Source organism: Syntrophobacter fumaroxidans MPOB (assembly GCF_000014965.1).
Taxonomy (GTDB): Bacteria; Desulfobacterota; Syntrophobacteria; order Syntrophobacterales; family Syntrophobacteraceae; genus Syntrophobacter; species Syntrophobacter fumaroxidans.
On the sequence record NC_008554.1, the window covers coordinates 3,223,164 to 3,244,089 of the forward strand.

General features: G+C 61.6%; 15 protein-coding genes. 3 read left to right on the top strand and 12 right to left on the bottom strand.

What is annotated here, in order from left to right:
* Positions 1-256: 256 nt before the first annotated feature.
* The 3 genes from SFUM_RS13555 to SFUM_RS13565 all read right to left on the bottom strand — a co-directional run bounded on the left by SFUM_RS13555 (position 257) and on the right by SFUM_RS13565 (position 4,362).
* On the bottom strand, positions 257-913 hold the full coding sequence (locus SFUM_RS13555; protein ID WP_011699458.1) for a DnaJ domain-containing protein: 657 nt from the start codon (positions 911-913) through the stop codon (positions 257-259).
* Positions 914-1,282: 369 nt separating this feature from the next.
* A complete protein-coding gene (locus SFUM_RS13560; RefSeq protein ID WP_011699459.1) occupies positions 1,283-2,725 on the bottom strand; it encodes an NHL repeat-containing protein in 1,443 nt (480 codons plus the stop codon).
* Positions 2,726-2,820: 95 nt separating this feature from the next.
* Positions 2,821-4,362: an SBBP repeat-containing protein gene (locus SFUM_RS13565; RefSeq protein WP_011699460.1), complete on the bottom strand. Its 1,542-nt coding sequence runs from the start codon at positions 4,360-4,362 to the stop codon at positions 2,821-2,823.
* A gap of 500 nt (positions 4,363-4,862) precedes the next feature.
* Between SFUM_RS13565 and msbA the strand changes: the two genes are divergently transcribed.
* The gene (gene msbA, locus SFUM_RS13570; protein ID WP_011699461.1) at positions 4,863-6,596 is read left to right on the top strand and encodes a lipid A export permease/ATP-binding protein MsbA; all 1,734 of its coding nucleotides are present in this window, start codon (positions 4,863-4,865) and stop codon (positions 6,594-6,596) included.
* Positions 6,597-6,604: 8 nt separating this feature from the next.
* Here the strand turns inward: msbA and SFUM_RS13575 are convergent, their stop codons facing one another.
* The 7 genes from SFUM_RS13575 to SFUM_RS13600 all read right to left on the bottom strand — a co-directional run bounded on the left by SFUM_RS13575 (position 6,605) and on the right by SFUM_RS13600 (position 16,709).
* The gene (locus SFUM_RS13575; RefSeq protein WP_011699462.1) at positions 6,605-7,771 is read right to left on the bottom strand and encodes a histidine kinase; all 1,167 of its coding nucleotides are present in this window, start codon (positions 7,769-7,771) and stop codon (positions 6,605-6,607) included.
* A 173-nt stretch (positions 7,772-7,944) separates the two neighbouring features.
* Positions 7,945-8,958, bottom strand: coding sequence for a potassium-transporting ATPase subunit C (locus tag SFUM_RS22575; protein ID WP_011699463.1), 1,014 nt, complete (start codon positions 8,956-8,958; stop codon positions 7,945-7,947).
* A 28-nt stretch (positions 8,959-8,986) separates the two neighbouring features.
* Positions 8,987-11,149 (bottom strand): potassium-transporting ATPase subunit KdpB, encoded by a 2,163-nt coding sequence (gene kdpB, locus SFUM_RS13585; protein ID WP_011699464.1) that lies wholly within the window; start codon positions 11,147-11,149, stop codon positions 8,987-8,989.
* An 88-nt stretch (positions 11,150-11,237) separates the two neighbouring features.
* A complete protein-coding gene (kdpA, locus tag SFUM_RS13590; protein WP_011699465.1) occupies positions 11,238-13,067 on the bottom strand; it encodes a potassium-transporting ATPase subunit KdpA in 1,830 nt (609 codons plus the stop codon).
* Positions 13,068-13,112: 45 nt separating this feature from the next.
* Positions 13,113-13,226 carry a K(+)-transporting ATPase subunit F gene (gene kdpF, locus SFUM_RS22580; RefSeq protein WP_208597064.1) on the bottom strand — a complete coding sequence of 38 codons (114 nt, stop codon included), beginning with the start codon at positions 13,224-13,226 and terminating at the stop codon, positions 13,113-13,115.
* A gap of 114 nt (positions 13,227-13,340) precedes the next feature.
* Complete coding sequence (locus SFUM_RS13595; protein ID WP_011699466.1) at positions 13,341-15,173, bottom strand: sensor histidine kinase; 1,833 nt, start codon at positions 15,171-15,173, stop codon at positions 13,341-13,343.
* Between the two features lie 177 nt (positions 15,174-15,350).
* Positions 15,351-16,709 (bottom strand): sigma-54-dependent transcriptional regulator, encoded by a 1,359-nt coding sequence (locus SFUM_RS13600; RefSeq protein ID WP_011699467.1) that lies wholly within the window; start codon positions 16,707-16,709, stop codon positions 15,351-15,353.
* Between the two features lie 789 nt (positions 16,710-17,498).
* Between SFUM_RS13600 and SFUM_RS13605 the strand changes: the two genes are divergently transcribed.
* Together SFUM_RS13605 and SFUM_RS13610 are read left to right on the top strand one after the other, a co-directional pair.
* Entirely contained in the window at positions 17,499-18,227 is a 729-nt protein-coding gene (locus SFUM_RS13605) for a DJ-1/PfpI family protein (protein ID WP_011699468.1), read from the top strand.
* Positions 18,228-18,357: 130 nt separating this feature from the next.
* On the top strand, positions 18,358-19,206 hold the full coding sequence (locus SFUM_RS13610; protein ID WP_011699469.1) for an FkbM family methyltransferase: 849 nt from the start codon (positions 18,358-18,360) through the stop codon (positions 19,204-19,206).
* A gap of 85 nt (positions 19,207-19,291) precedes the next feature.
* Here the strand turns inward: SFUM_RS13610 and SFUM_RS13615 are convergent, their stop codons facing one another.
* Both SFUM_RS13615 and SFUM_RS13620 read right to left on the bottom strand, forming a co-directional pair.
* Entirely contained in the window at positions 19,292-19,831 is a 540-nt protein-coding gene (locus SFUM_RS13615; protein ID WP_011699470.1) for a C-GCAxxG-C-C family protein, read from the bottom strand.
* A 414-nt stretch (positions 19,832-20,245) separates the two neighbouring features.
* The gene (locus tag SFUM_RS13620; RefSeq protein WP_011699471.1) at positions 20,246-20,779 is read right to left on the bottom strand and encodes a PH domain-containing protein; all 534 of its coding nucleotides are present in this window, start codon (positions 20,777-20,779) and stop codon (positions 20,246-20,248) included.
* Between the last annotated feature and the right edge of the window lie 147 nt (positions 20,780-20,926).

A 20,926-nucleotide genomic window follows, 5' to 3' on the forward strand; every position in this document is an offset into this window, starting at 1 on the left:
TTCACGTCCTTGATAAACAGCCTGCGCGAAGACTCCGACCCGGGGGAATCCTTTTCGTCATCTTCGCGGAAATCCATGCTCCGGGGCTCACAACGAATCGTGAACCTCATGAGCGTCATTGCCGAGCCCCCCATGAACCAAGGGTTCACAACGAATCGTATAAACGTTTCGGCCCGGACCCTTCTTCTCACAAGAGGTAGAATCCCGTCCGTGCCCGCATCCGCCGAACGAAGCCGTGCGGCCCCCCGCTGTCCGCTCATTGACCGTCGACGATGTGCAGAAGAATGACCAGGTCCCCCGGCGGAATTCCCGGGGAGAGACAGTCCCCGCCGCCCTGGACGCGCAAGCGGGTACCCTCCTTGCTGCCCGGGGGAATCCAAACCCGGACGGTATGGGGGTCTTCCAACTCCCCCAGGCCATGGCACCGCTCACAGGTGCGCACCGGTTTCTTCCGCCCCTTGCCGACGCAGTCCCGGCAAAATACCATGCGCGAGTAAGTGATCTCTTCGAACGTCCCTTCGGCGGCCACGGTCTTCGGAAGCTGCAGGTCGAACCGCAGGTCGGTTCCCCGTCTCTCGCGCACGCGCCGGTGACTGATTCCGAAAAACTCGTGGAAAACGTCATTGAACGAAGAACCGCCGTCGTCATCGGTCTGGAACGAACGGCCGGAACCCGATCTCTTGCGCTTCTCATATCCGCGCGCACGGTCGTAGCGCCCGCGCATGCCCGGGTCGATGAGTGTTTCGTAAGCGTTCAGAATTTCCCGGAACCGGTCGGCCGCGTCCGGTTCCGATGGATTGCGGTCCGGATGCCAGCGCAGAGCCAACGACCGGAAGGCCTTCCTGATCTCTTCCGCGCTTGCGCGGATCGAGATGCCCAGCACTTTATAATGACAGGTCCTCACGCGGCGCATGACAACACATTTCACCCCACCGGTAACATCGCTCTCCCGTCGACCATGCGACCGGGCGCAGGAGTGCCGGGTGTTACTTCCTCCCGGCAGTTCCTCCTCATGCAGGTTAGTATTGTAAAAAGATTGGGACTGCAAGACAAGACAGACATCTATCGGCGGGGGATCCGCGGAAAGGGGCCGGGACGCGCCGGTTCGCCCGGGCTGGTTGCGACCGGCGACCGCCAACGCGGCCGGTCGACGCTCGGGGCAGGGAAGCCCCCTTGCCGGGCGATTTCATCGCCGCAGCGGGGTATTCGGGCCACACCCCCGCCGCGGCAGGGACTCGTTTCCCGCCGGTACCAACGACTCCGGGAACGTTCCGCCTCCGCGCTATTTGCCCGCCGCCCGGCCGGTGGTCGCCGGGATCTTGATGGTCACGGCTTCGAAAATGGCGTCAGTTCGGTAGGATATTCCCGTCACAAAGGCATTTCCGGCCGCGTCGAGAGCGATGGAAGTGGCACGATCGTCCAGGTTTCCCGTCCCGTTGTATCGCCTGGTCCACTGCCTGATGCCGTCGGTGTCGTATTTCACGGTCGCGAAATCGAGCGAGGAGTTCTTTCCTGCCAGCCCTCCCGTGACATGCACGCTCCCCGATCCGTCAACCGCCATGGCGGGAGAAGAGATGTCATTCTCGGAAACGCCTCGATACCGCCTGGTCCATTGACGGACACCGTTCGAATCGTATTTCCAGGTCAAATAGCCGTAGCAGGAATCGCTTCCCTTCGCAATGCCGGAAACATAAACGCCCCCGGAACCGTCAAGGGCTATATCGGCCCAATAAAACGAGGCTGGTCCATATGGAAACGTTTCGCTCCATTGCAGATTTCCGCCGGCATCGTACTTGAGAACGGCGTACCGGTCGTTTGCCGTGCCCTGGGATGCGCCGACAACATGGGCATTTCCCGCCCTGTCCACGGCAATGGCACAACTGCCATACCCCTTGTACAGGGTCTCCCACCGCAACTCGCCGGTCTTGTCGTATTTCACCGTCAGAATCCCGTCGTCGCCATCCGTCGTCGAAGCCGTGACGTAAACGTTCCCCGCCCCGTCCAATGCCATGCAGCGGCAGCCGCGGACCAGGTATCCGTTCTTGTGACGCCTGACCCATTGGCGCTTGCCGTCGGGCGCGTACTTAATGACCACCAGATCCGCGAAAAAAGGAATCGGATCGGCATTTGTGGAACAACCCGCCACGTAGACGTTTCCCGAACCGTCAACGGCAACGGCCATGGCGTAGCCGTCGCGGTCGGCCGGCCCCCTGAAAGTTTTGGACCATTGATAGACTCCGCTGGAGTTGTACTTGATCGTGATGAAATCGGAAAACCCGGAGGACGATTTGATTTTCCCCGCGACATAGACGTTCCCCGAACCGTCAACGGTAATGCAGGAGCTTGCAGCCCCTTTTTCCCTCCCGATTCTTCTCGCCCACCGCAGCTTGCCGGCATTGTCGTACTTGACGGTCAGGATACCGGTCTCCATTATTCCCGTGATATGAACGTTTCCCGCCCCGTCCACGGCAACGTCGCTCGCCCCGGCGGAAACATCCCGTGGTTGGGGAGGATATTTTCTCACCCAGCCGCCGGGGTCGGCGGCCTGCGGCACAGTCGACCCCTCAGCGGACAGGACCGGATCGGCACCGACGCCCTCACTTTCCATCGACGGATCGGCCATCACGCCGGCCACAGGCGCATCGTCGCCCAACGACATGCCCGGGAACACCAGGAGCCAGCACAGGCTCAGGACCACAACCGTACAGAGATTTTGCGGCTTCATTTGCCTATCTCCTTCTCCCACTTGAGATTTGAAACAGCAGCATCCGCAACGCGCGTCCCGATCGATCGTGATGCGAAACCCCGCAACGGATCGTCTCAGTTGCCCCCATCCGTGGGGATCTTGATGGTCACGGCTTCGAAAATGGCGTCAGTTCGGTAGGATATTCCCGTCACAAAGGCATTTCCGGCCGCGTCGAAAGCAATTCCGCTGGGAGTATCGTGTCTTCCCGTCCCGTCGTATCGTTTGGACCATTGAAGGTGGCCGTCCGCATCGTATTTTGCAGCCGCAATGTCGCTCCCGATGCTCTGCCCGCTCAATCCTCCAGTGACGTACACAGCCCCCGGCCCGTCAACGGCAATGGCAGGCCAGTCACTGGTACTGTGGTCTTCGGTAGATTCGTGAATCCGTCTTTTCCATTGCCTGTCGCCGTTCGAATCGTATTTCGAAGTCGAGAAGCCACAGAGTAAGTCATTCCCCCTCGAAATATCGACAACATAGACATTCCCGGAACCGTCGACGGCAATGGAGGCCCAACAAGTGCCGGTGCACGGTTCAAAACGAGGTGTCCTCTCCCATTGCCTTGTGCCGTTGGCACGATACTTGTGAATGAGATACTTGGTTTCGTCGTCCCATCTGACGGTCAGTCCGCATACATAGGCATTTCCCGCGTCGTCCACGGCCACGGCAAAACCAACGCACCACTTGATTTCAGGCACGCCGCCGTAACGTCTCTTCCACCGGAGCCGGCCGTCGGTGCCGTATTTGAGAAGAAAAAAGGAGGGATTTTCACCCAAGGTATGTCCGGCCACCACGTACACGTTCCCCGCCGCGTCCAACGCCATGCTGCGACGGCTTGCATCACCACCGCTTATATATCCCTTGTGGCGACTGGCCCAGTACAGCTCGCCGTTCCCGGAGTACTTGAGGGTCACGACGTAACTGTTGCCCGGCGCGACCTGGTCGGCAACCCCCGTGACATAGACGTTGCCCGACCCGTCCACCGCCATGGCGGCGGCCCAGTCGACCTGGTTCGTCGGGCCGTTGTAGTATCTGGCCCATTGATGGACTCCATCCGGGCTGTACTTGATCGCGACGATATCGACTGCGGGAGTCGATCCAATGCATCCCGCGACATAGACGTTCCCCGATGCGTCCACGGCGATGCAGCGACCCGCCGCGCCCCCTTCCCCCGCGAACCTTCTCGCCCACTGGAGTTTGCCGGCGTTGTCGTACTTGACGGTCAGGACGCCGGTCCCGATCCACCCCGTGATGTAAACGTTTCCCGCCCCGTCCACGGCAACGTCGCTCGCCCCGGCGGAAACATCCCGTGGTTGGGGAGGATATTTTCTCACCCAGCCGCCGGGGTCGGCGGCCTGCGGCACAGTCGATCCCTCAGCGGACAGGACCGGATCGGCACCGACGCCCTCACTTTCCATCGACGGATCGGCCATCACGCCGGCCACAGGCGCGCCCGAGAACGTCTCGGCCGAAAGGCGATCGGTGCCCGCACCCCCCATCCCCCGACCATCGGCGATCGCGACGTTCCCCCGCGTCCAGCCGGCCAGTTCGGCGAAAGCGGACGCCGGCATCCAACTCAGGAGCAGTGCGAAAAGCGACAGGAGCGTCTTTGCTTTCATTCAGCTTTCCTTTCGGCTTTGGATAAGAAAAATGCGCCTTGCGACTCTATTGTCGGAAGCGATTGCAACTACTGACTGCCACATTTAGCGATAAAAACTACCATCTCTTTAAGAATAGCACAAGAATAATTTCCTGATTCGCTTTGAACATATATTTGAACCCTTTGATTTTCCAGTATTACTGTATAAGAGTGGTTCGCAAAGAAAACCTTAAACGCTCTTTAATCTTATCATGGCAAACCAGGCACAGAGGCACGAATAGGATCGACCAATCCTTACGCGCCTGTTTCCTGCAAACGACGCGCTCATGCTGCTAACGGACTGCCGGCTCACGGCGCCTTTCGGGAACGGGGCGGCCTCGTCGCCGGCGAGGCTGTGTCCCGCGGACTTGCCGGTTTACAAGACGTCCGAATTTGAATAGAGTAACGGGTCGACTCGACCCGTCTTTTTTGCATGCAAGGGAAACGGGCGGCGCATTCTTTCTTGTGAGAGACAATCTGATGAATCTGCAGGACAGACAGGTCCTCAAGAATCTTCTTCCTTTGATCCGACCGCATCGGCGAAAACTGGTCTTTGCCGTGCTGTGCATGATCGTGTGTTCGGGTTCCACGGCTCTGACCGCCTACCTGATCAAGCCGGCCATGGACGAGATCTTCGTGCGCAAGGACATCGCCATGCTCTGGATCATCCCCCCGGCATTCCTGGCGGTATCCCTGGTGAACGCACTGTCGAAGTGGGGCAACGACTATTTCCTCAAGTCCGTGGGACTTTCGGTCATCGCAAACCTGCGCGAGAAGCTCTACAATCACATCCAGGAACTGCCCCTTTCCTTTTTCGACCGAGCCTCGACGGGCGTTCTCATGAGCCGCATCACCAGCGACGTCAACGAGATCGAGCATACCGTCACCACGGTTTTCACGGGGCTCATCCTGGACGGCTGCAGCGTGATCGCGCTCGCCTGCGTGGTCTTTTACCAGGACTGGAAACTGGCCCTGATCGCCATCCTGGTTTTGCCCGTGGCATTCTATCCCGTTTTCCTGTTCGGCTCCCGGCTCCGCAGGTTCGCCGTCAGGCGGCAGGAGACCATGGGCAGTCTCAACGTCGTTCTCCACGAAAGCTTCAGTGGAGCGCGCATCGTGAAGGCGTTCGGCATGGAGAATCATGAGAAGAAGCGATTCGCCGAACAGAACCGCAGGTTCCTGCACTATCAACTGAAGTCGGAATGGATCGACGCGCTCTCCACTCCCCTCATGGAGTTCATCGGGTCCATCGGCGTGGCCGCGGTGATCGCCTACGGCGGGTACCAGGTGGTGCAGGGGCTCTCGACGCCGGGCACCTTTTTTTCCTTCATGGCCGCTGTGCTGATGCTCTACCGCCCGATCAAGGATTTGAGCAGGATCAACAGCGTGCTGCAACGGGGCGTGGCATCGACCACGAGGGTTTATGCCATCCTCAACGAGCGCAATTCCCTGGTGGAAAAGCCGGACGCCCCGGACCTCCCTCCCATCAGCCGGGAAATCGAATTTCGCCGCGTCTCTTTCGCCTATGACGAAAAACCGGTGCTCCATGACATCGATTTGAAGGTTCGGGCCGGAGAAGTCATCGCCCTGGTGGGCAGCAGCGGCGGGGGAAAGACCACGCTGGCAAATCTTGTGCCCCGCTTCTACGACGTGTCCGCGGGGGCGATACTGGTTGACGGCATGGATATTCGCGACGTGCGCATCAGGTCCCTGCGCGGCCAGATCGCCATCGTCACGCAGCAGAGCTTTCTGTTCAACGACACCGTGCGCAACAACATCGCTTACGGGGACATCGGCAGGCCCGAGCGGGACATCGTCGATGCGGCCCGGGCGGCCCATGCCTACGATTTCATCCGGGAACTGCCCCAAGGCTTCGACACGATCATCGGGGAACAGGGAGTCATGCTCTCGGGGGGGCAGCGTCAGCGCATCTGCATCGCCCGAGCGCTCCTCAAGAATGCCCCCATTCTCATCCTGGATGAAGCCACCTCATCGCTCGACAGCGAGTCGGAGCTCGAAGTGCAGCAGGCTCTCGACAACCTGCTGCGGGGGCGCACGACCTTCGTCATCGCCCACCGGTTTTCGACCATCCAGTCGGCCGACCGCATCCTGGTCGTCGCGGACGGGAAGATCGTGGAAGAGGGCACGCACGCTGACCTCATGGCCCGATCGGGCGAATACCGACGGTTGTACGACATCCAGTTTCAGAAATAGACCTGCCGCTATGCGGGAGAAATCGATTCCCGATCATCTTCCCGAGCCTCGGCCTTGGCGTCCACCACCACCACGGTCAGGCCCCGGGCCTTGACAATCAGGCGTTCGGCAAGGGTTTTCCCGCCCAGCAGACGCTTCCAGAGGGGCAAGGGGCCGGGACGCCCTATGACGATGTGGCCGACGCGGTATTCCCGGGCAAAATGAAGAATGGTGTCCACGATGTCTTCGCCCTTGTAGGTGAAGACGATGGCTCCCAGCACGTTCGCCAGAGTGAGGGTATCGGAGACGAGGCGCTGGGTGGCCGAATCGATGATCGCCGGCGCTTCCCGCGGGGTCTGAACGTAGACGGCATACCAATTGCGATTGAGACGCCCGGCGAGCCTCGACCCGTAGCGCAGCAGGGCCGGGCTGTTGGGCCCCCGGGAACTCAGGCACACCATCACCTGATCAGGGGCCGTGGTGCACGGTTCATCAGGCGCGCTGCGGCGTTTGAGGTCGATCTGGGAAGCGAGTTCGCGAAGCGTCAGCTCCCGAAGTTCATCCAGGTTCGAGCGCCTGAAGAAATTCTCCAGGGCAACCGCCATACGCTCTGTCGGATAGACCTTGCCTTCCCGGAGCCGCTGCTGGAGGTCTTCCGGCGCCAGGTCCACGTTGACGATTTCATCGGCTTCCGCCAGCATCGAATCGGGCAGACGCTCGTGTACCTTGACGCCCACCAGCGTTTCAACCGTGTTGTAGAGGCTTTCCAGGTGCTGGACGTTGAGGGTGGTGATCACGTGGATGCCTGCCGCGAGAATATCCAGCACATCCTGGTAGCGCTTGGCGTTGGGGCTCCCGGGAACGTTGCTGTGAGCGAGCTCGTCCACCAGAGCCACTCCGGGTTTGCGCGCCAGCAGGGCTTCGAGGTCCATTTCCTCGATGGCGATGCCATGATAACGGACCTGCCTGCGGGGAATGATTTCCAGGCCTTCGGCGAGCCTGGCCGTGTCGGCGCGCCCGTGGGTTTCCACGAGACCGGCCACCACGTCGATCCCCTCCTGTTTGAGGCGATGGCCCTCCAGGAGCATCTGCCAAGTCTTGCCGACACCCGGTCCGTAGCCGAGATAGACCTTCAGCCTTCCCCGTTGCGAACGGCGGATGAGATGCAAAAAGCTGAGCGCCTTGTCGGTGGACATGGTTTTTGCCTTTCAGCACAACGTGCGCCGGCTCGAGCCGCGGACCATTTCACCGGCACGCCGCGCACCGCATGCCCGCTTACCCCTCTGGTACAGCGAAGACCTGACCAACGTCTCTTTGCGCCCGCCCGTCCGGCAGCCGGCGCCCCCCGGGAGCGTCCACACCGGCACGGCTACAAAGCGCCGTACCGTCGCCGGAGTTCGAGATTGAGCTCGAGAACGTTTAGCATTTTCTCCCCGAAAAGTCCTCTGGCCGGCGCCCGGGCCTTTTCCTCCAAAAGCTGCCCGATTTCTTTTCGAACCGCCGCTGGATCGCGTTTCAGGCCTGCGGCCCATTCGGCCGCAACCCGGTCGAGTTGGAACTCGGCGTTGCGGAGCGTGATGTCGGGATCCAGCCCGGATGCCGAAGCGGTGACCATGTCGCCCGGAACGCCTTCAAGATCCGCCCCGGGATGGTCCTGGAGCCACATGTCGAAGAAGATCGACCGAACTTCCGGCCCTTCCCCCACAGGCTCGATTCGGGTTTCGGACCGGCCGTCGGCTCCCACGCCGCGCACCGCGGCAGGAAACCTCCCGGGGTTCTCCCTGGAGAACGTCTCGAAGAACACAACGGCGAGATCGGCCGCCTTCGGCTCGGGGATGTCGGGATTGTCCTCGATGAACCGGGCCACCACGGCGGGATGAGACTTCGCCCAGACCTCGACGTACACTTCGTGAGCCGGGTCGGCCCTGACCCAGGCTATTGCCGGGGAGTTATGAAGGCCGGCCCATTGAGCCACGATATGCGGCTTGCCCTGGAACGCATCCTGCCGGAACCAGCGTTCGATATCCGGAGCCGCGAGCTGTCCGGCCCGGGGACCCGTTCGATATTTCGCCATGGGACCGAGCATCCGGGCGACACGGTCGCGCAGCGCATAGTTGGAAGCGGCCAGGCTTGAAGAAGCTGACGCGGAAGCATCATATGACGCCGCGGAAGGACGGGGCTGAAAGTATTCTTCCCTGCTAAAAGGCTGGGCGATCAGCCGCGAGCCCACCGGGTTGCCGTCCGGTCCCGTCAGCAGGCTGCCATTGGCCTGGAATGGAAAGAAGGCCTGCCCGACTACCCAGAGGGACAGCGGGTAGACGAGGCCGCAGATGACCAGTGCAAGGGACAGGAGCAACAGGCTTTTCGAAAGATATGGCGACATGTTGGCAGCTCCTCGATGCGCTCTTCGATCAACCCACCAGGTGGAGGCCCACCATGGCGAGATCGATGAGCTTGATGCCTAGAAAGGGCAAAATGAGGCCCCCCAGGCCCCAGATCAAGAGGTTCCTTCGCAGCAGGGCGTCGGCGCCGAGCGCCCGGTACCGGACTCCCTTGAGCGCGATCGGAATGAGCGCGGGGATGATGAGCGCGTTGAAAATCACGGCCGAGAGGATCGCCGAAGTCGGCGAATGCAGATGCATGACGTCGAGCGCTTTCAGCCACGGGAGAGTCCCCGCGAAAAGCGCCGGGATGATGGCGAAGTATTTGGCCATGTCGTTGGCAATGGAGAAGGTCGTCAGGGAGCCTCGTGTGATCAGGAGCTGTTTTCCGACCTCCACGACTTCGATCAGCTTGGTGGGGTCGCTGTCCAGATCCACCATGTTGGCCGCTTCCCTGGCGGCCTGGGTGCCCGCGTTCATGGCCAGGGCCACGTCGGCCTGGGCCAGCGCCGGGGCGTCGTTGGTGCCGTCGCCCATCATTGCCACCAGCTTTCCGGCAGCCTGCTCTTTTCGGATATAGGCAAGCTTGACCTCGGGCGTGGCCTGGGCGAGAAAATCGTCCACACCTGCCTGCCTGGCGATGGCGGCGGCGGTCAGAGGATTGTCTCCGGTGATCATGACGGTCCTCAACCCCATCTTTCTCAGGCGCTCGAAGCGCTCCTGCATGTGCGGCTTCAGAATGTCTTCGAGCACCACCACGCCCGCGACGCCGGTTTCATCGGCAACGACCAGCGGCGTGGCGCCCTTGGTCGCAACGCCATCCACCAGCGGCCCGAGCTCGCCGGGAACCTCGAGCCGGTTGCCTTCGACGAACCTGACGACGGCGTCCGGCGCCCCCTTGCGTATTCGCCTTCCTCCGGGGAGATCGACGCCGCTCATGCGCGTTTGTGCCGTAAAAGGCACGAACCGGGCGCCCTCCGGAACGCCGACCGGCGTGTTGAATCGGGTCTCGAAGAGCTTTACGATGCTCCTCCCCTCGGGTGTCTCGTCGGCGGCGGATGCCAGGGCGGCCAGCCTGCCGACGTCAGCGGCGGAGTACGCGTCGAGCGGCAGAAAGGTGGTCGCGTTCCGGTTTCCGATGGTGATCGTGCCGGTTTTGTCGAGCAGCACGACGTCGACATCACCAGCCAGTTCCACGGCCTTGCCGCTCTTGGCGACGATGTTGGCCTGCAGGGCGCGGTCCATCCCCGCGATGCCGATTGCGGCGAGCAAGGCGCCGATGGTGGTGGGAATCAGGCAGACCAGGAGCGCGATGAGGGTCGGGATATCGGTGCCGAGACCTTTGACGGGTTCTTTGACTCCCAGGTAGGCCGCCATGTACATTTCGGCGTTCCGGGACATGGGCCAGAGCGGGATCACCACGATCAGGAAGACGAGCGTGAATGCCGAGAGCACGAGGGTGAGCGCGATCTCGTTGGGGCTTCGCTGCCGTATGGCCCCTTCCACCAGGCCGATCATCCTGTCCAGGAACGATTCGCCGGACCCGCTGGTGATTCGGACCACGATCCGGTCGGAGAGCACCACGGTGCCTCCCGTCACGCCGGACCGGTCGCCGCCCGCGGCGCGAATGACGGGAGCCGATTCGCCCGTGATCGCCGACTCGTCGACGGAAGCCACTCCCTCGATGATCTCCCCGTCGCCCGGGATCGTCTGCCCCGACCGCACCACGACCCTGTCCCCCGGCTTCAGATCCGCCGACGAAACCTCCTCGACCTCCCCCGCCGCGTTCAGGCGGAAGGCCACCGTGTCGTGACGCGCCCGTCGGAGCGATTCGGCCTGGGCCTTGCCGCGGGCCTCGGCCAGAGCCGTGGCGAAGTTGGCGAAGAGCACCGTCAGGAAAAGCCATGCGTCCACCGCGACAAAGTAGCCGATGGGCACCTCGCCGGCCCGGCCGCCCCACCACGCATCGATGATGAACAACAAAGTCAGGATGGCGCCGACCTCGACCACGAACATCACCGGATTATTCCACTGGATGTCGGGCCGAAGCATCACAAAGGCCTGTCTCAGGGCCGCAAAGGCAGTCTGCTTTTCGAGCAGCCGCTTGGGTTTCACGCGACGCAGCGGCCGCGACTGTTCCGAAAGCGAACGCAACTCCCGAACGGTCTCGGAGGGATCGGATACTCCGTTCATTTTACGCTCCCTTGACTGCTTCATTCACATCGTTGATTCCCGCCGTGACTTCATCGCATTGCCGCCGGCGAGCGTCGAAGGTTTCCGGTCACCCGCCGAACGGGACGGGTCCCAGATGTTCCGCAAAGGGCCCCAGGGCGGCTACCGGCAGAAAGAGCAGCGCCCCGATGATGAGAACAGTCCCGAGGAGAAGGACCCCGAAGGTGATGCCGTCATCGCGCAAGGTCCCCAGACCGAACGGACTCGATCGCTTCGCTCCCAGGGACGCCGCCATGGCCATCGGGGCAAGGATCGGCAGAAAGCGGCCGACAATAATCACCAGGGCCGTCGCGATGTCCCATGCGACGGCGGTGGGAGCAGGAGTGGGATTGTGGTGGAAACCGTAGACGACGCCCAGACCGTCGAACGCCGAGCCGTTATTGGCAGACGCCGAAGAGAACTGGTAGAGCATCTGGGAGAAACCATGCGCCCCGGGATTGCTGACGGCCAGGAGTCCCCAGTCGGTCGCCGCGAAAAGCCCGGTGGGCAGAAGAATCATCAGGGGATGAACGAGCAGGGCGAGCGTCGCGAGCTTCATTTCGCGCGCCCCGATCTTCTTGCCGAGGTATTCGGGCGTCCGCCCCACCATCATGCCGGCGATGAATATCGCGACAATTATGTAGAGCAGCACGTTGATCATCCCCACCCCTTTGCCGCCGAAGATGCAATTCAGCCACATACCGATCATGGGCGAGAGCGCGGCCAGCGGGTTGAGACTGTCGGCTTCGGCGTTCACGGCCCCGCACGTGACGTCCGTCGTGATCGCCGCAAAGGTGGCGCCTGCGGCGGTCCCGAACCTCAACTCCTTGCCTTCGAGGTTGCCCAGGTGCTGGTCCACCGGCAGACCCGGGATTGCCGGCACGGTAACGGTCCACTTTCCGCCCGGCGCCGTCGCGCTCGGAATTTCGTAAGTTCGAGGAACGGGAGAAGCGGTCAATCCCGGGTTCGGCCGCAGCGTGTCGAAAACGACGGTCCACGCGATGGTACCTGCCATCATCAACAGCAGGACCGAAAAGATGACAATCGAGTGGCGCACGCGTTGGAGCATCCGGCCGTACACGAGCACGAGCGAGAATGGAAAAAGCATCATGGACAGGGTGGCCAGGAAATTCGTGAGCGCGTTGGGGTTTTCGAAGGGATGGGCGGAGTTCATGCCGTAAAATCCGCCGCCGTTGGTGCCGAGCATCTTGATGGATTCGAACGCCGCCACGGGGCCGACCACAATCGTCTGCGGCTTCGCCTCACTCCGGTCGGCGATCCCCATGTCCGCAGTCTCGAGGATCGAGACCTGATACGAGGATCGGAAGGTCATCGGACTCCCCTGGGTCAGAAAAATGAAACCGACCAGGAAGGCCGCCGGAACGAACAGGTAGACCACCACCCGCCACATGTCCACAAAGAAGTTGCCCAGCGAGGGGTCGCCGCGCAATGCCCGGATGATCGCAGTGAGGGCGCACAACCCGATGGCCGCGGAGAGGAAGAGATTGATCATGCCGAAAAAGATCTGGCTGAAATTCGAGAGATGCCGCTCGCCGGCGTAGTGCTGCAGGTCCGTGTTCGTCATGAACGACGCCACGCTGTGAAAGATGGTGCTCGGGGCGAGCATGCCCTTGCCGTCAGGATTCAACGGCATCCACGGTTGAAGCGCCAGCACAAGGAATCCGAACGCGAACAGCAGGGTGTTGAACGCGAGCAGCGAACCTGCATACTGCTTCCAGTTCTGCGGACCGCTGTCCAAACGTTCTTCGAACCAGCGAAAGAACGGGGCGGGCCGGTATTTTCCGTCCATGATCCACGCCAGGTAACGGCTCAACGGAAACGCCGCCAGGGTCGCCGTCGCCAGGAGCAGGAAGGGAAGCGACCACGTTTGCAGAAACATCGTTTTGGGTCCTTTCAGTTTTTCAATGCCTGCCGTTCCGCCCGTTCAAAACCATTCCGGCCGGATCAGGGCCACGAAAAGGTAGATCGCCAGGAAAACGGCCACAACCGCCGCAAAATAGACAATCATCGGCGCACCTCGACTTTCAGATCTTTTCACAGGCCTTCATGAACAGGGCGCACAACGCCATCATCGCCAGGCCCAGGAAAAGCATTGCGGGCAATTCGACTGCAAGTTCCATCGATGAATCCTCCCGATGGTTCGAACCTCAACTCAAATGCCTTGCGTGGGAGAATCCGCCACGCTCAGCGTAAATGTGAACCTGGCCCCTTTCCCCGGTTCACTCACGACGCCGATGGTCCCGCCGTGCGCCTCGACGATTTCCCTGGCGATGGCAAGCCCCAACCCGGAGTCCCTGCGTTCTTCCCTGCCCGGCCCCCGGTAAAACTTCTCGAACACGTGCGGAAGGCTCTCCGCGGGTATTCCCGAGCCGGTGTCCTCTACGGAGAACTGCACGGCGTCGCCTTTGCGCCGTGCCGATACCGTCACCCGCCCGCCGGCGGGAGTGTGCCGGAGGGCATTGCTCAAGAGATTCGCAAAAACGCTCTCGAGGTAAAACGCTTCGGCCAAAACGGGGGGAACGTCCTCCGGCAGATCGAGCACGAGGGTGACCTTCCGGTCCATGTAGGCCGAGCGCATCTCATCCGTTGCCTGCAAAACCATTTGTTCAGTGTCCACCGGGGAAAGCCTGATTTTGGAACGGTCCGTTTCAATGCGGCTGATATCGAGCAGATTCTCTATGATCTGGTACAACCGGTCGCTGTCCTCACGCGCCGCGACAAGGATCTCCACCTGTTTGGGGTTCAGCGGGCCGAGCTTCTCGCTGAGGAGCACGTGGGCCGCGAGCCGAACGGAGGTGAGCGGGGTTTTGAGCTCGTGCGAAACGGTGGAGATGAGCCCGCTCTTGACCTCGTCGAGCCGGCGCACTCCCGTGACGTCGGTCAGCACCAGGGTGATGCCGGCCAGTTGGTGGTCTTCGTCGAGGATGGGGATGCCCCCGGGCAGGTAAAACCGCTCCTCGCCCTCCCTGAAAACCTGGATCGCCGAATCGTAGCCCTGGTGCCGGACGGCTCTCATCTCCCTGCGAACCCGGGCGAAGAGTTCCCCGATTTTCTCGTTGCCCGCCGATTCGATGGTGGATTCCGGACTCAGGTTGAACACCCGCCGGGCCGTATCGTTGGCGAGTTCCACCTCGCCGGCCGGACTGCAGACGGCAACGGCGTCCGAGAGCGTATCGAGCGCCGACTGCGTGGCCCGCTGCGTGCGCAGAAGCCGGGCACGGTCCGTCCTTCTGTATTCTCGAAGGCTCGAAGCCATCTCGTTGAAAGCGGCGGCCAGGCGCCCGATTTCGTCCTTGGAGCGGGGCTTGACGAGCAGATCGAGATTGCCCCGCTGGATTTCTCGAACCGAGCGGGTGAGACCGGTAATGGGGCGCACGACAAAAGGGGCGATCAATGCGATGAAGAGCAACGCCAAGCCCACCCCCGAAACCACCAGGGCGAACATGGTGCGGTTGGCTTCATCGGCTTGTCGGCGTGCCTGGCCATCCACGGAAAGCATGTTTTCAAGATTGATGTCGGCGATGCGCTGCACCGTGTCGCGGATTTCCCGGGACCCGGGCACAAGCCGGTTGCGGTAGAAGTCCCGCCGCTCCCCGTCGGTTTCCGGCAGCCGTCGAAAGTCCTCGTAATCCTTGCGATACGTCTCCCAGAGCCGGGTCAGGCGCTCGGTGAGCTCGTGTTCCCCGGCCAGGGTGATGTTCCCCTGCTGGAATCGAAGGTTCCGCTCGAATTCGGCCGTTAGAGCCCCGCTTTCGTGCCCGGCTTCAGCCCCTTCCCCCCACAGGGAGAACTCGGCGGCCCGGTCCAGGCGTTCGACGGCCCCTTTCATTTTCAGACTGGCATCGACCGAATCGTAGTTCTCGCGAAAAATCCGCTCCACGGCCCTGCTGGACTGCGTGACCGTCCGAACGCTCATCACCCCTACGATGACCAGGATCACCAGCGGACCGCAAAAGGCAATGGCCAGTTTCAGCTTGAGGCTCATCACGGAATCTCCTTCAGCCATCTGAAGGAGCAATTGTCGTGCCCGGCACGTTCGGCGAGGGAAGAAATTATTTCATTTGATCACGGATACTTGGGCAGTGATACACTGAAGGGTGCGGGACAGGGGATTTCAAATTGCAGGAAAGTCGTTCTTCGACATTTCAAAATGAAACGGACCTCAGATACCGTATTTCTTCCGCCTCCGCCACAGCGTGACGGAGTCCATGTCCAGCACCCGGCAGGCTTCCTCGATGGATTTGGTGACCGCCAGTACCCGGCGGATGTGGGCTTCTTCGATCCGTTCCAGAGAGACCAGATCTCCCAGGCTCAGGGATGGCTCGCCCGGCCCGAGCCTGAGCTGAAGGCATTCCACGCCGACGCGCTCTCCGTTGCAGAGCAGGACCGCCCGCTCGACGGCATTGCGCAGTTCCCGCACGTTTCCGGGCCAGCGATAGCGGAGCAGGACCTCGCCGGCCTCCTCCGTGAACCCCAGGACGCGCCGGTGATTCTGGCCGGCGAAGAAGGCGAGCAGTCGTTCCGCAAGGGGAAGGATATCCTCGCGACGCTCGCGTAACGGGGGAATGTTGATCTCCACCACGTCCAGCCGGTAGAAGAGGTCTTCGCGAAATCGTCCGGCCTTCATGGCACTCTCCAGGTCCATGTTTGTCGCGGCGATGATCCGCAGGTCGGCCTTGCGGGTTTCGAGGCCCCCGACTCGCTCGTAGGTCTTCTCCTGAAGGACCCGCAAGAGTTTTGCCTGAACCGAAAGGGGCAGGTCGCCGATTTCGTCCAGCAACAGCGTGCCGCCCTCGCAGGCGGCGATGCGCCCGGGAGTGTCGCGTACCGCCCCGGTGAAGGCGCCCTTCACGTGTCCGAAGAGCTCGCTCTCGAGCAACTCCGCGGACAGGGAAGGACAGGACACGGTGCCGAAGGGTTTGGAGGCGCGGGGACTCCAGGTGTGGATGGCGCGGGCGAGTATGGTTTTTCCCGTGCCGCTCTCTCCGCGCAAGAGGATCGTGGCCTCGCTCGCCGCCACTTGCCGGGCCATGGCGAGCGTGTGCTGCATGGAAGGGCTGCCGCTGGTGAAATCCGCCTCCGGAGCCGCCTGCCTCAACACCTCCTGCAGCGCTTCGATTTTCTGCTCCAGTGTCCGGACTTCAACAACCTTGCGGACCAGGAGCGCAACCTGGTCGTGCGTGAACGGCTTGGGCAGATAATCGAAGGCCCCGCGACGCATCGCCTCGACGGCGCTGTCGATGGACGCATAAGCGGTGATGACCGCCGACTTCATCCACGGGCAGGAGGCATGCAATGCCGTGATCAACTCCATCCCGGACTCGGCGCCGAGACGAAGATCGATGAGGGCCAGGTCGAAATGGCGGCGGCGAGCTTCCATCAAAGCATCCCTGGAATTGCTCACGGCCGCGACCCGGTGCCCTTCCGCCTCCAGTGAGATGGTCAGCGTCTTGCGAATGTTTGGTTCGTCATCGACGACCAGGATCAAAAGACTCGTTTGCTCGCTTCCGGTTTCGTCCATTTATGCCTCCGGTCACTGCGTCGAGCTCAGGCCAGATCAGTGCACTTCCGACAGCAGTCCTGATGCCGATTCGCGTTGGAGATCGCGGGTTGAGGAATCAGCGGAAGGTGAGGCGGGCGGGATGAATCGCGCCCCGAAGACCCGGGCGATTGTGAGGCGGGGTCTTGTACCTTCGCGTCATACCTTGCCGTCTTGAACGCAAGCCGGTGCGAGGAAGCACACTTCCCTTCCGCCATACTTGCGGAGACTATGATCGTCATAATCCATGGTAAAAGCAATGCCTCGTTCATCACCGACGGCTGTTCGTCCCTTTGTTCATCGGTTGAGTTCGATTATTAAATTATCTCGATTGCGGACTCTTACGGTAACATTTCATGGAGGAATATCCGATTGAGTGTATTGAAGTGCGGCGCACGGGAGGCCGATCTATCCCGTGAGCCGTGCGAGCGACCGGAAGCCACAAGGGGAAAACGGCCCGAAGAAAACTACCGCGTGCAAACAGGCAAAACGGCATCTTCGTGTGCGGCGGGGCGGAGAGGGACGAATTTCGCCCCAGGCCGCGAAACGAATCCGGGCGAGGGCTTATCGCCTTCACGACCGTGGCCGCGGTTTCGAGTGCATCAGGCTGAGTAGCCTCGAATGCCCTACGAATACGCTCCATTGCCCGAAAAGCTCCTCAAGGTTACCATTGGGTCGAAGAAACCGGGGGGAACCCGCGCGGACCCGTCCGCCCGGGTGAGGGTCCGCGCCCAAGCCCTCCCGAACACCGGCAGACACAGGAGGACGCTCATGCCGAAATTCCACGAAGACAGGCATCTGCACGTTGGAGCCATCATCTTCCCGCACATCGATCAGCTCGATTTCACGGGTCCGTTCGAAGTGCTCTCGCGCATGCCCGATTCCTCGTTCCATGTTCTCTGGAAAGAGCGAACTCCGGTAAGGGACGTACGGGGATTGGTTCTGACGCCCGACATGACGTTTGCGGAAGCACCGCGGCTGGACGTGCTCGTGGTGCCGGGCGGATACGGTCAGGAGGCCCTGATGGACGATGATGCGGTTCTCTCTTTCATTCGCGGGAGCGCGGCCGAAGCGAAATTCGTTCTCTCCGTGTGCACGGGAGCGCTGACCTGCGGGGCCGCCGGATTGCTCAAAGGAGTCCGGGCCACCACGCACTGGGCTTCATTCCACCTGCTTCAGTATTTTGGAGCGATTCCCGTCGATGCGCGGGTTGTCGTCGACGGGAGGTTCATTTCCACCGCGGGGGTGTCCGCGGGAATCGACGGTGCGTTTCGGGTCCTGGCGCTGCTGCGCGGGGAGCGCCTCGCCCAGGAGGTTCAACTGAAGATCCAGTATGCTCCAGATCCTCCGTTCAACAGCGGCACGCCTTCGACCGCTCCCCCAAAAGTGCTGCAGACCGTTCTCGCGGGGGCCCGGGAAATCACCGAAACACGGCTCGAGACGGCCAAGCGCATCGCTCAGACACTGGACTTGAAAAGCCTGTCCCCCCAGCGCCGCTGAGCCCCGGGAGGCATGGCTCCGTGAGCCGCGGCGGCATCGCCGCGTTATCATCGGCCCCCAGGCCGAAAGCGTATACCGGGTTTCATGGCGGGGAATCAGCCATGAACCTCATGCAAAGAGGAGAAACCGCTTGCGTTTGTCGACCCGTCAGAAAGTTTTTATCGCGGCCCAGCTCGCGAGGGGCCTCCTGGCCGTTCGCAGGCTTGCCGGAAAAGGCCCCGATGTCCAGGCCGTCCGCAGAGGCGTGAAATGGCGCCTCGATCTCCGGGAGGGAATCGATCTTGCCCTCTACCTTGGAGTCTATGAAAACGAGACCGCTCAAACCATCGCAAGGGAAATTCGTGAGGGCTGGGTCGTGCTGGACATCGGAGCGAATATCGGCGCGCACACTCTGCCCATCGCCGACCGGATCGGTCCGGGCGGGCGGGTCCTGGCATTCGAGCCGACAAGTTATGCCTTCGAAAAGCTGAGGACGAACATTTCACTCAATGCCGCGTTGGCCGAGCGCATCGACTGCCACCAGACCGTGCTGGTCGACAAACCGCCCACAGCTCCTCTGCAGCCCATCTACTCCAGTTGGCCGCTGACCGACACGGTCGATGTTCATCCCGTTCTCCGCGGCCGACTGATGAGCACGGAGGGCGCCGCGGCCGCCACCCTGGAACACGTGGTGCAAGTCGCTCAATTGCGGCGCCTGGACTTCATCAAACTGGACGTCGACGGGAACGAGTCGATGGTGCTCGAGGGGGCACGGGAGACCCTGGCTCGCTTTCGTCCGACCATCATCATGGAGTTCTGCCCCCACCTCCACCACCGGCACGGCACGGACGGTTTCCCCGCGCTCCTGGGCCTGTTGCGCGATCTAGGCTACCGGGCGGAAACGAAGAGGGAGGGACGCGACGTCCCCTTGATCCCTGAAAGCGTCGAAGCCATGTGCCCGGGCGGCGGCAGCGTCGATCTGCTTCTCAGGCCGCTCTGAATTCCCGCCGCGTCCTCCTCCACCCGCCATCCGGTTTGCACACCGGCGAGCGGAGGCGCACTGTCGGCTCTTTTCCCTCGGCGGGTTACTCCTTGAGATTCTCCACGTTTTCACCCAACGGCCGCGACGCCGCCTCGTCCCTGTCGGAAAAAATCATTTCAGCCGCCATGCCGGCCACGTCGGTGATGAGATCCCGGCAAAACAGGGCGTGATCGCGGCAAAGCCAATTGTCCCGCCATTTGGCCGCCAGTTCCCGGCACAGGGTCTGGCCGTACTTCGCCTTGACCTGGTTCGGGAGCTGGTTGAACAACCTGTAGAGACCGGGTTTGCCGTAGAGCTGCTCTTTGGATTTCATCAGCCCTTCCTTGCCTTCGCCCTCGGGAAGCGTGCTTCTCCCGTGAACCGCGCTCACCGCCATAACGGCTCCCACAAGCGCTCCGCACGTGTCCCCGTAAAGCCCGACACCTCCGCCGAATCCGGTGGCAAGCTTCTTGACCTCGGGGGGCAACCCGGTGTCCACGAGCGACAATACTGCCTCGGCGACGCATTCGGCGCAATTGTACCCGAGGGAAAAGTTCTTCCTGGCACGCTGTCTTATGGCTTCAATCTTTTCTTCTCTGGTCATTTACAATGCCTCCCGGTGATAGAACTTTCAAACCACGGCACGGTCAAACCCCTCCGTCTTTCCGTCCGCCTCGCGACGTTCGCCAAAGGCATGATACTGCGCGCGGGCACGACAGACCCGAGATTCACGGTTGGAAGAGCAGGAAGCCGATACGCCCTCGTACACGAATATTATGAGATTTTTCGAGGGGGGATTTCAAGAGGCGATTCCACAATCCTCTCACATCGGGCTCCCGGGCGAAAAACGCATGCGGATCGGCAGCGGCCGCGGCGTCGCATCCTTCCAGCCGTGGTCGTTCAAAGGAGGCCGACGTGCCGGACGTTTCCCCGGGTTCCGGCATCCGCCGACACGACGGCGGTCATTCCCGTGCCCGGATGCGCGCCGCGGCCCCCCCGCGTTTTGAAGGCCCGGATATCAGGGGCCATCTTTGTCGGCGTCCACTTCGACGCCCGGGAAGTACATCAGAAGGTGCCGGATGAATGCCTCGGGATCGGCCGGCGTCACAACCACCACCCGATCGGGGAGACTCAAGATCACGGGGCGTTTGGGATCGGTGGCGTACATCCGGAAACGGCCCAACTCACGGTTTTGATAGATTCCCGTGAATGAATACAGGCCGCCGTTGCCGAAGACCCTCAGGCAGCGTCTGATCGCGCCCGGATCCCGCCGAATCCGGCTCAACCCATCCAGTCCGATCTCCGTCGCCCAAAAAAGACGCTGGACATAAAGCCGTGAACCATCGACTTCGTAGCCCGCGACGACGAACAAGGCCGCCCCCAACGGAATCGCCAGAATCACACAGGCGATCACGTACCCGAACAGGTGCGCGAACCCGGTCGGTGGAATCCCGCTCCATGCACCGTACGCCACTCCCGCGATCAACAGCGATCCAAAGAAGGAAGTCAGCTTCAAGGACACGGGCCACGGGGCGGTCGCAAATCTTTGCATGGTTCCATACCTCTTTCAACGAGGCCCTGCATTTGCGCCGGACGGCGGCGCATCAGCCCCAGCGCCTTCCGGCATCGGCAACCGTGCATATGATGCTGGGGGGGGAATATCCTGCAATGTTAGGGGAACTTGCCGAAAAACGAAAGA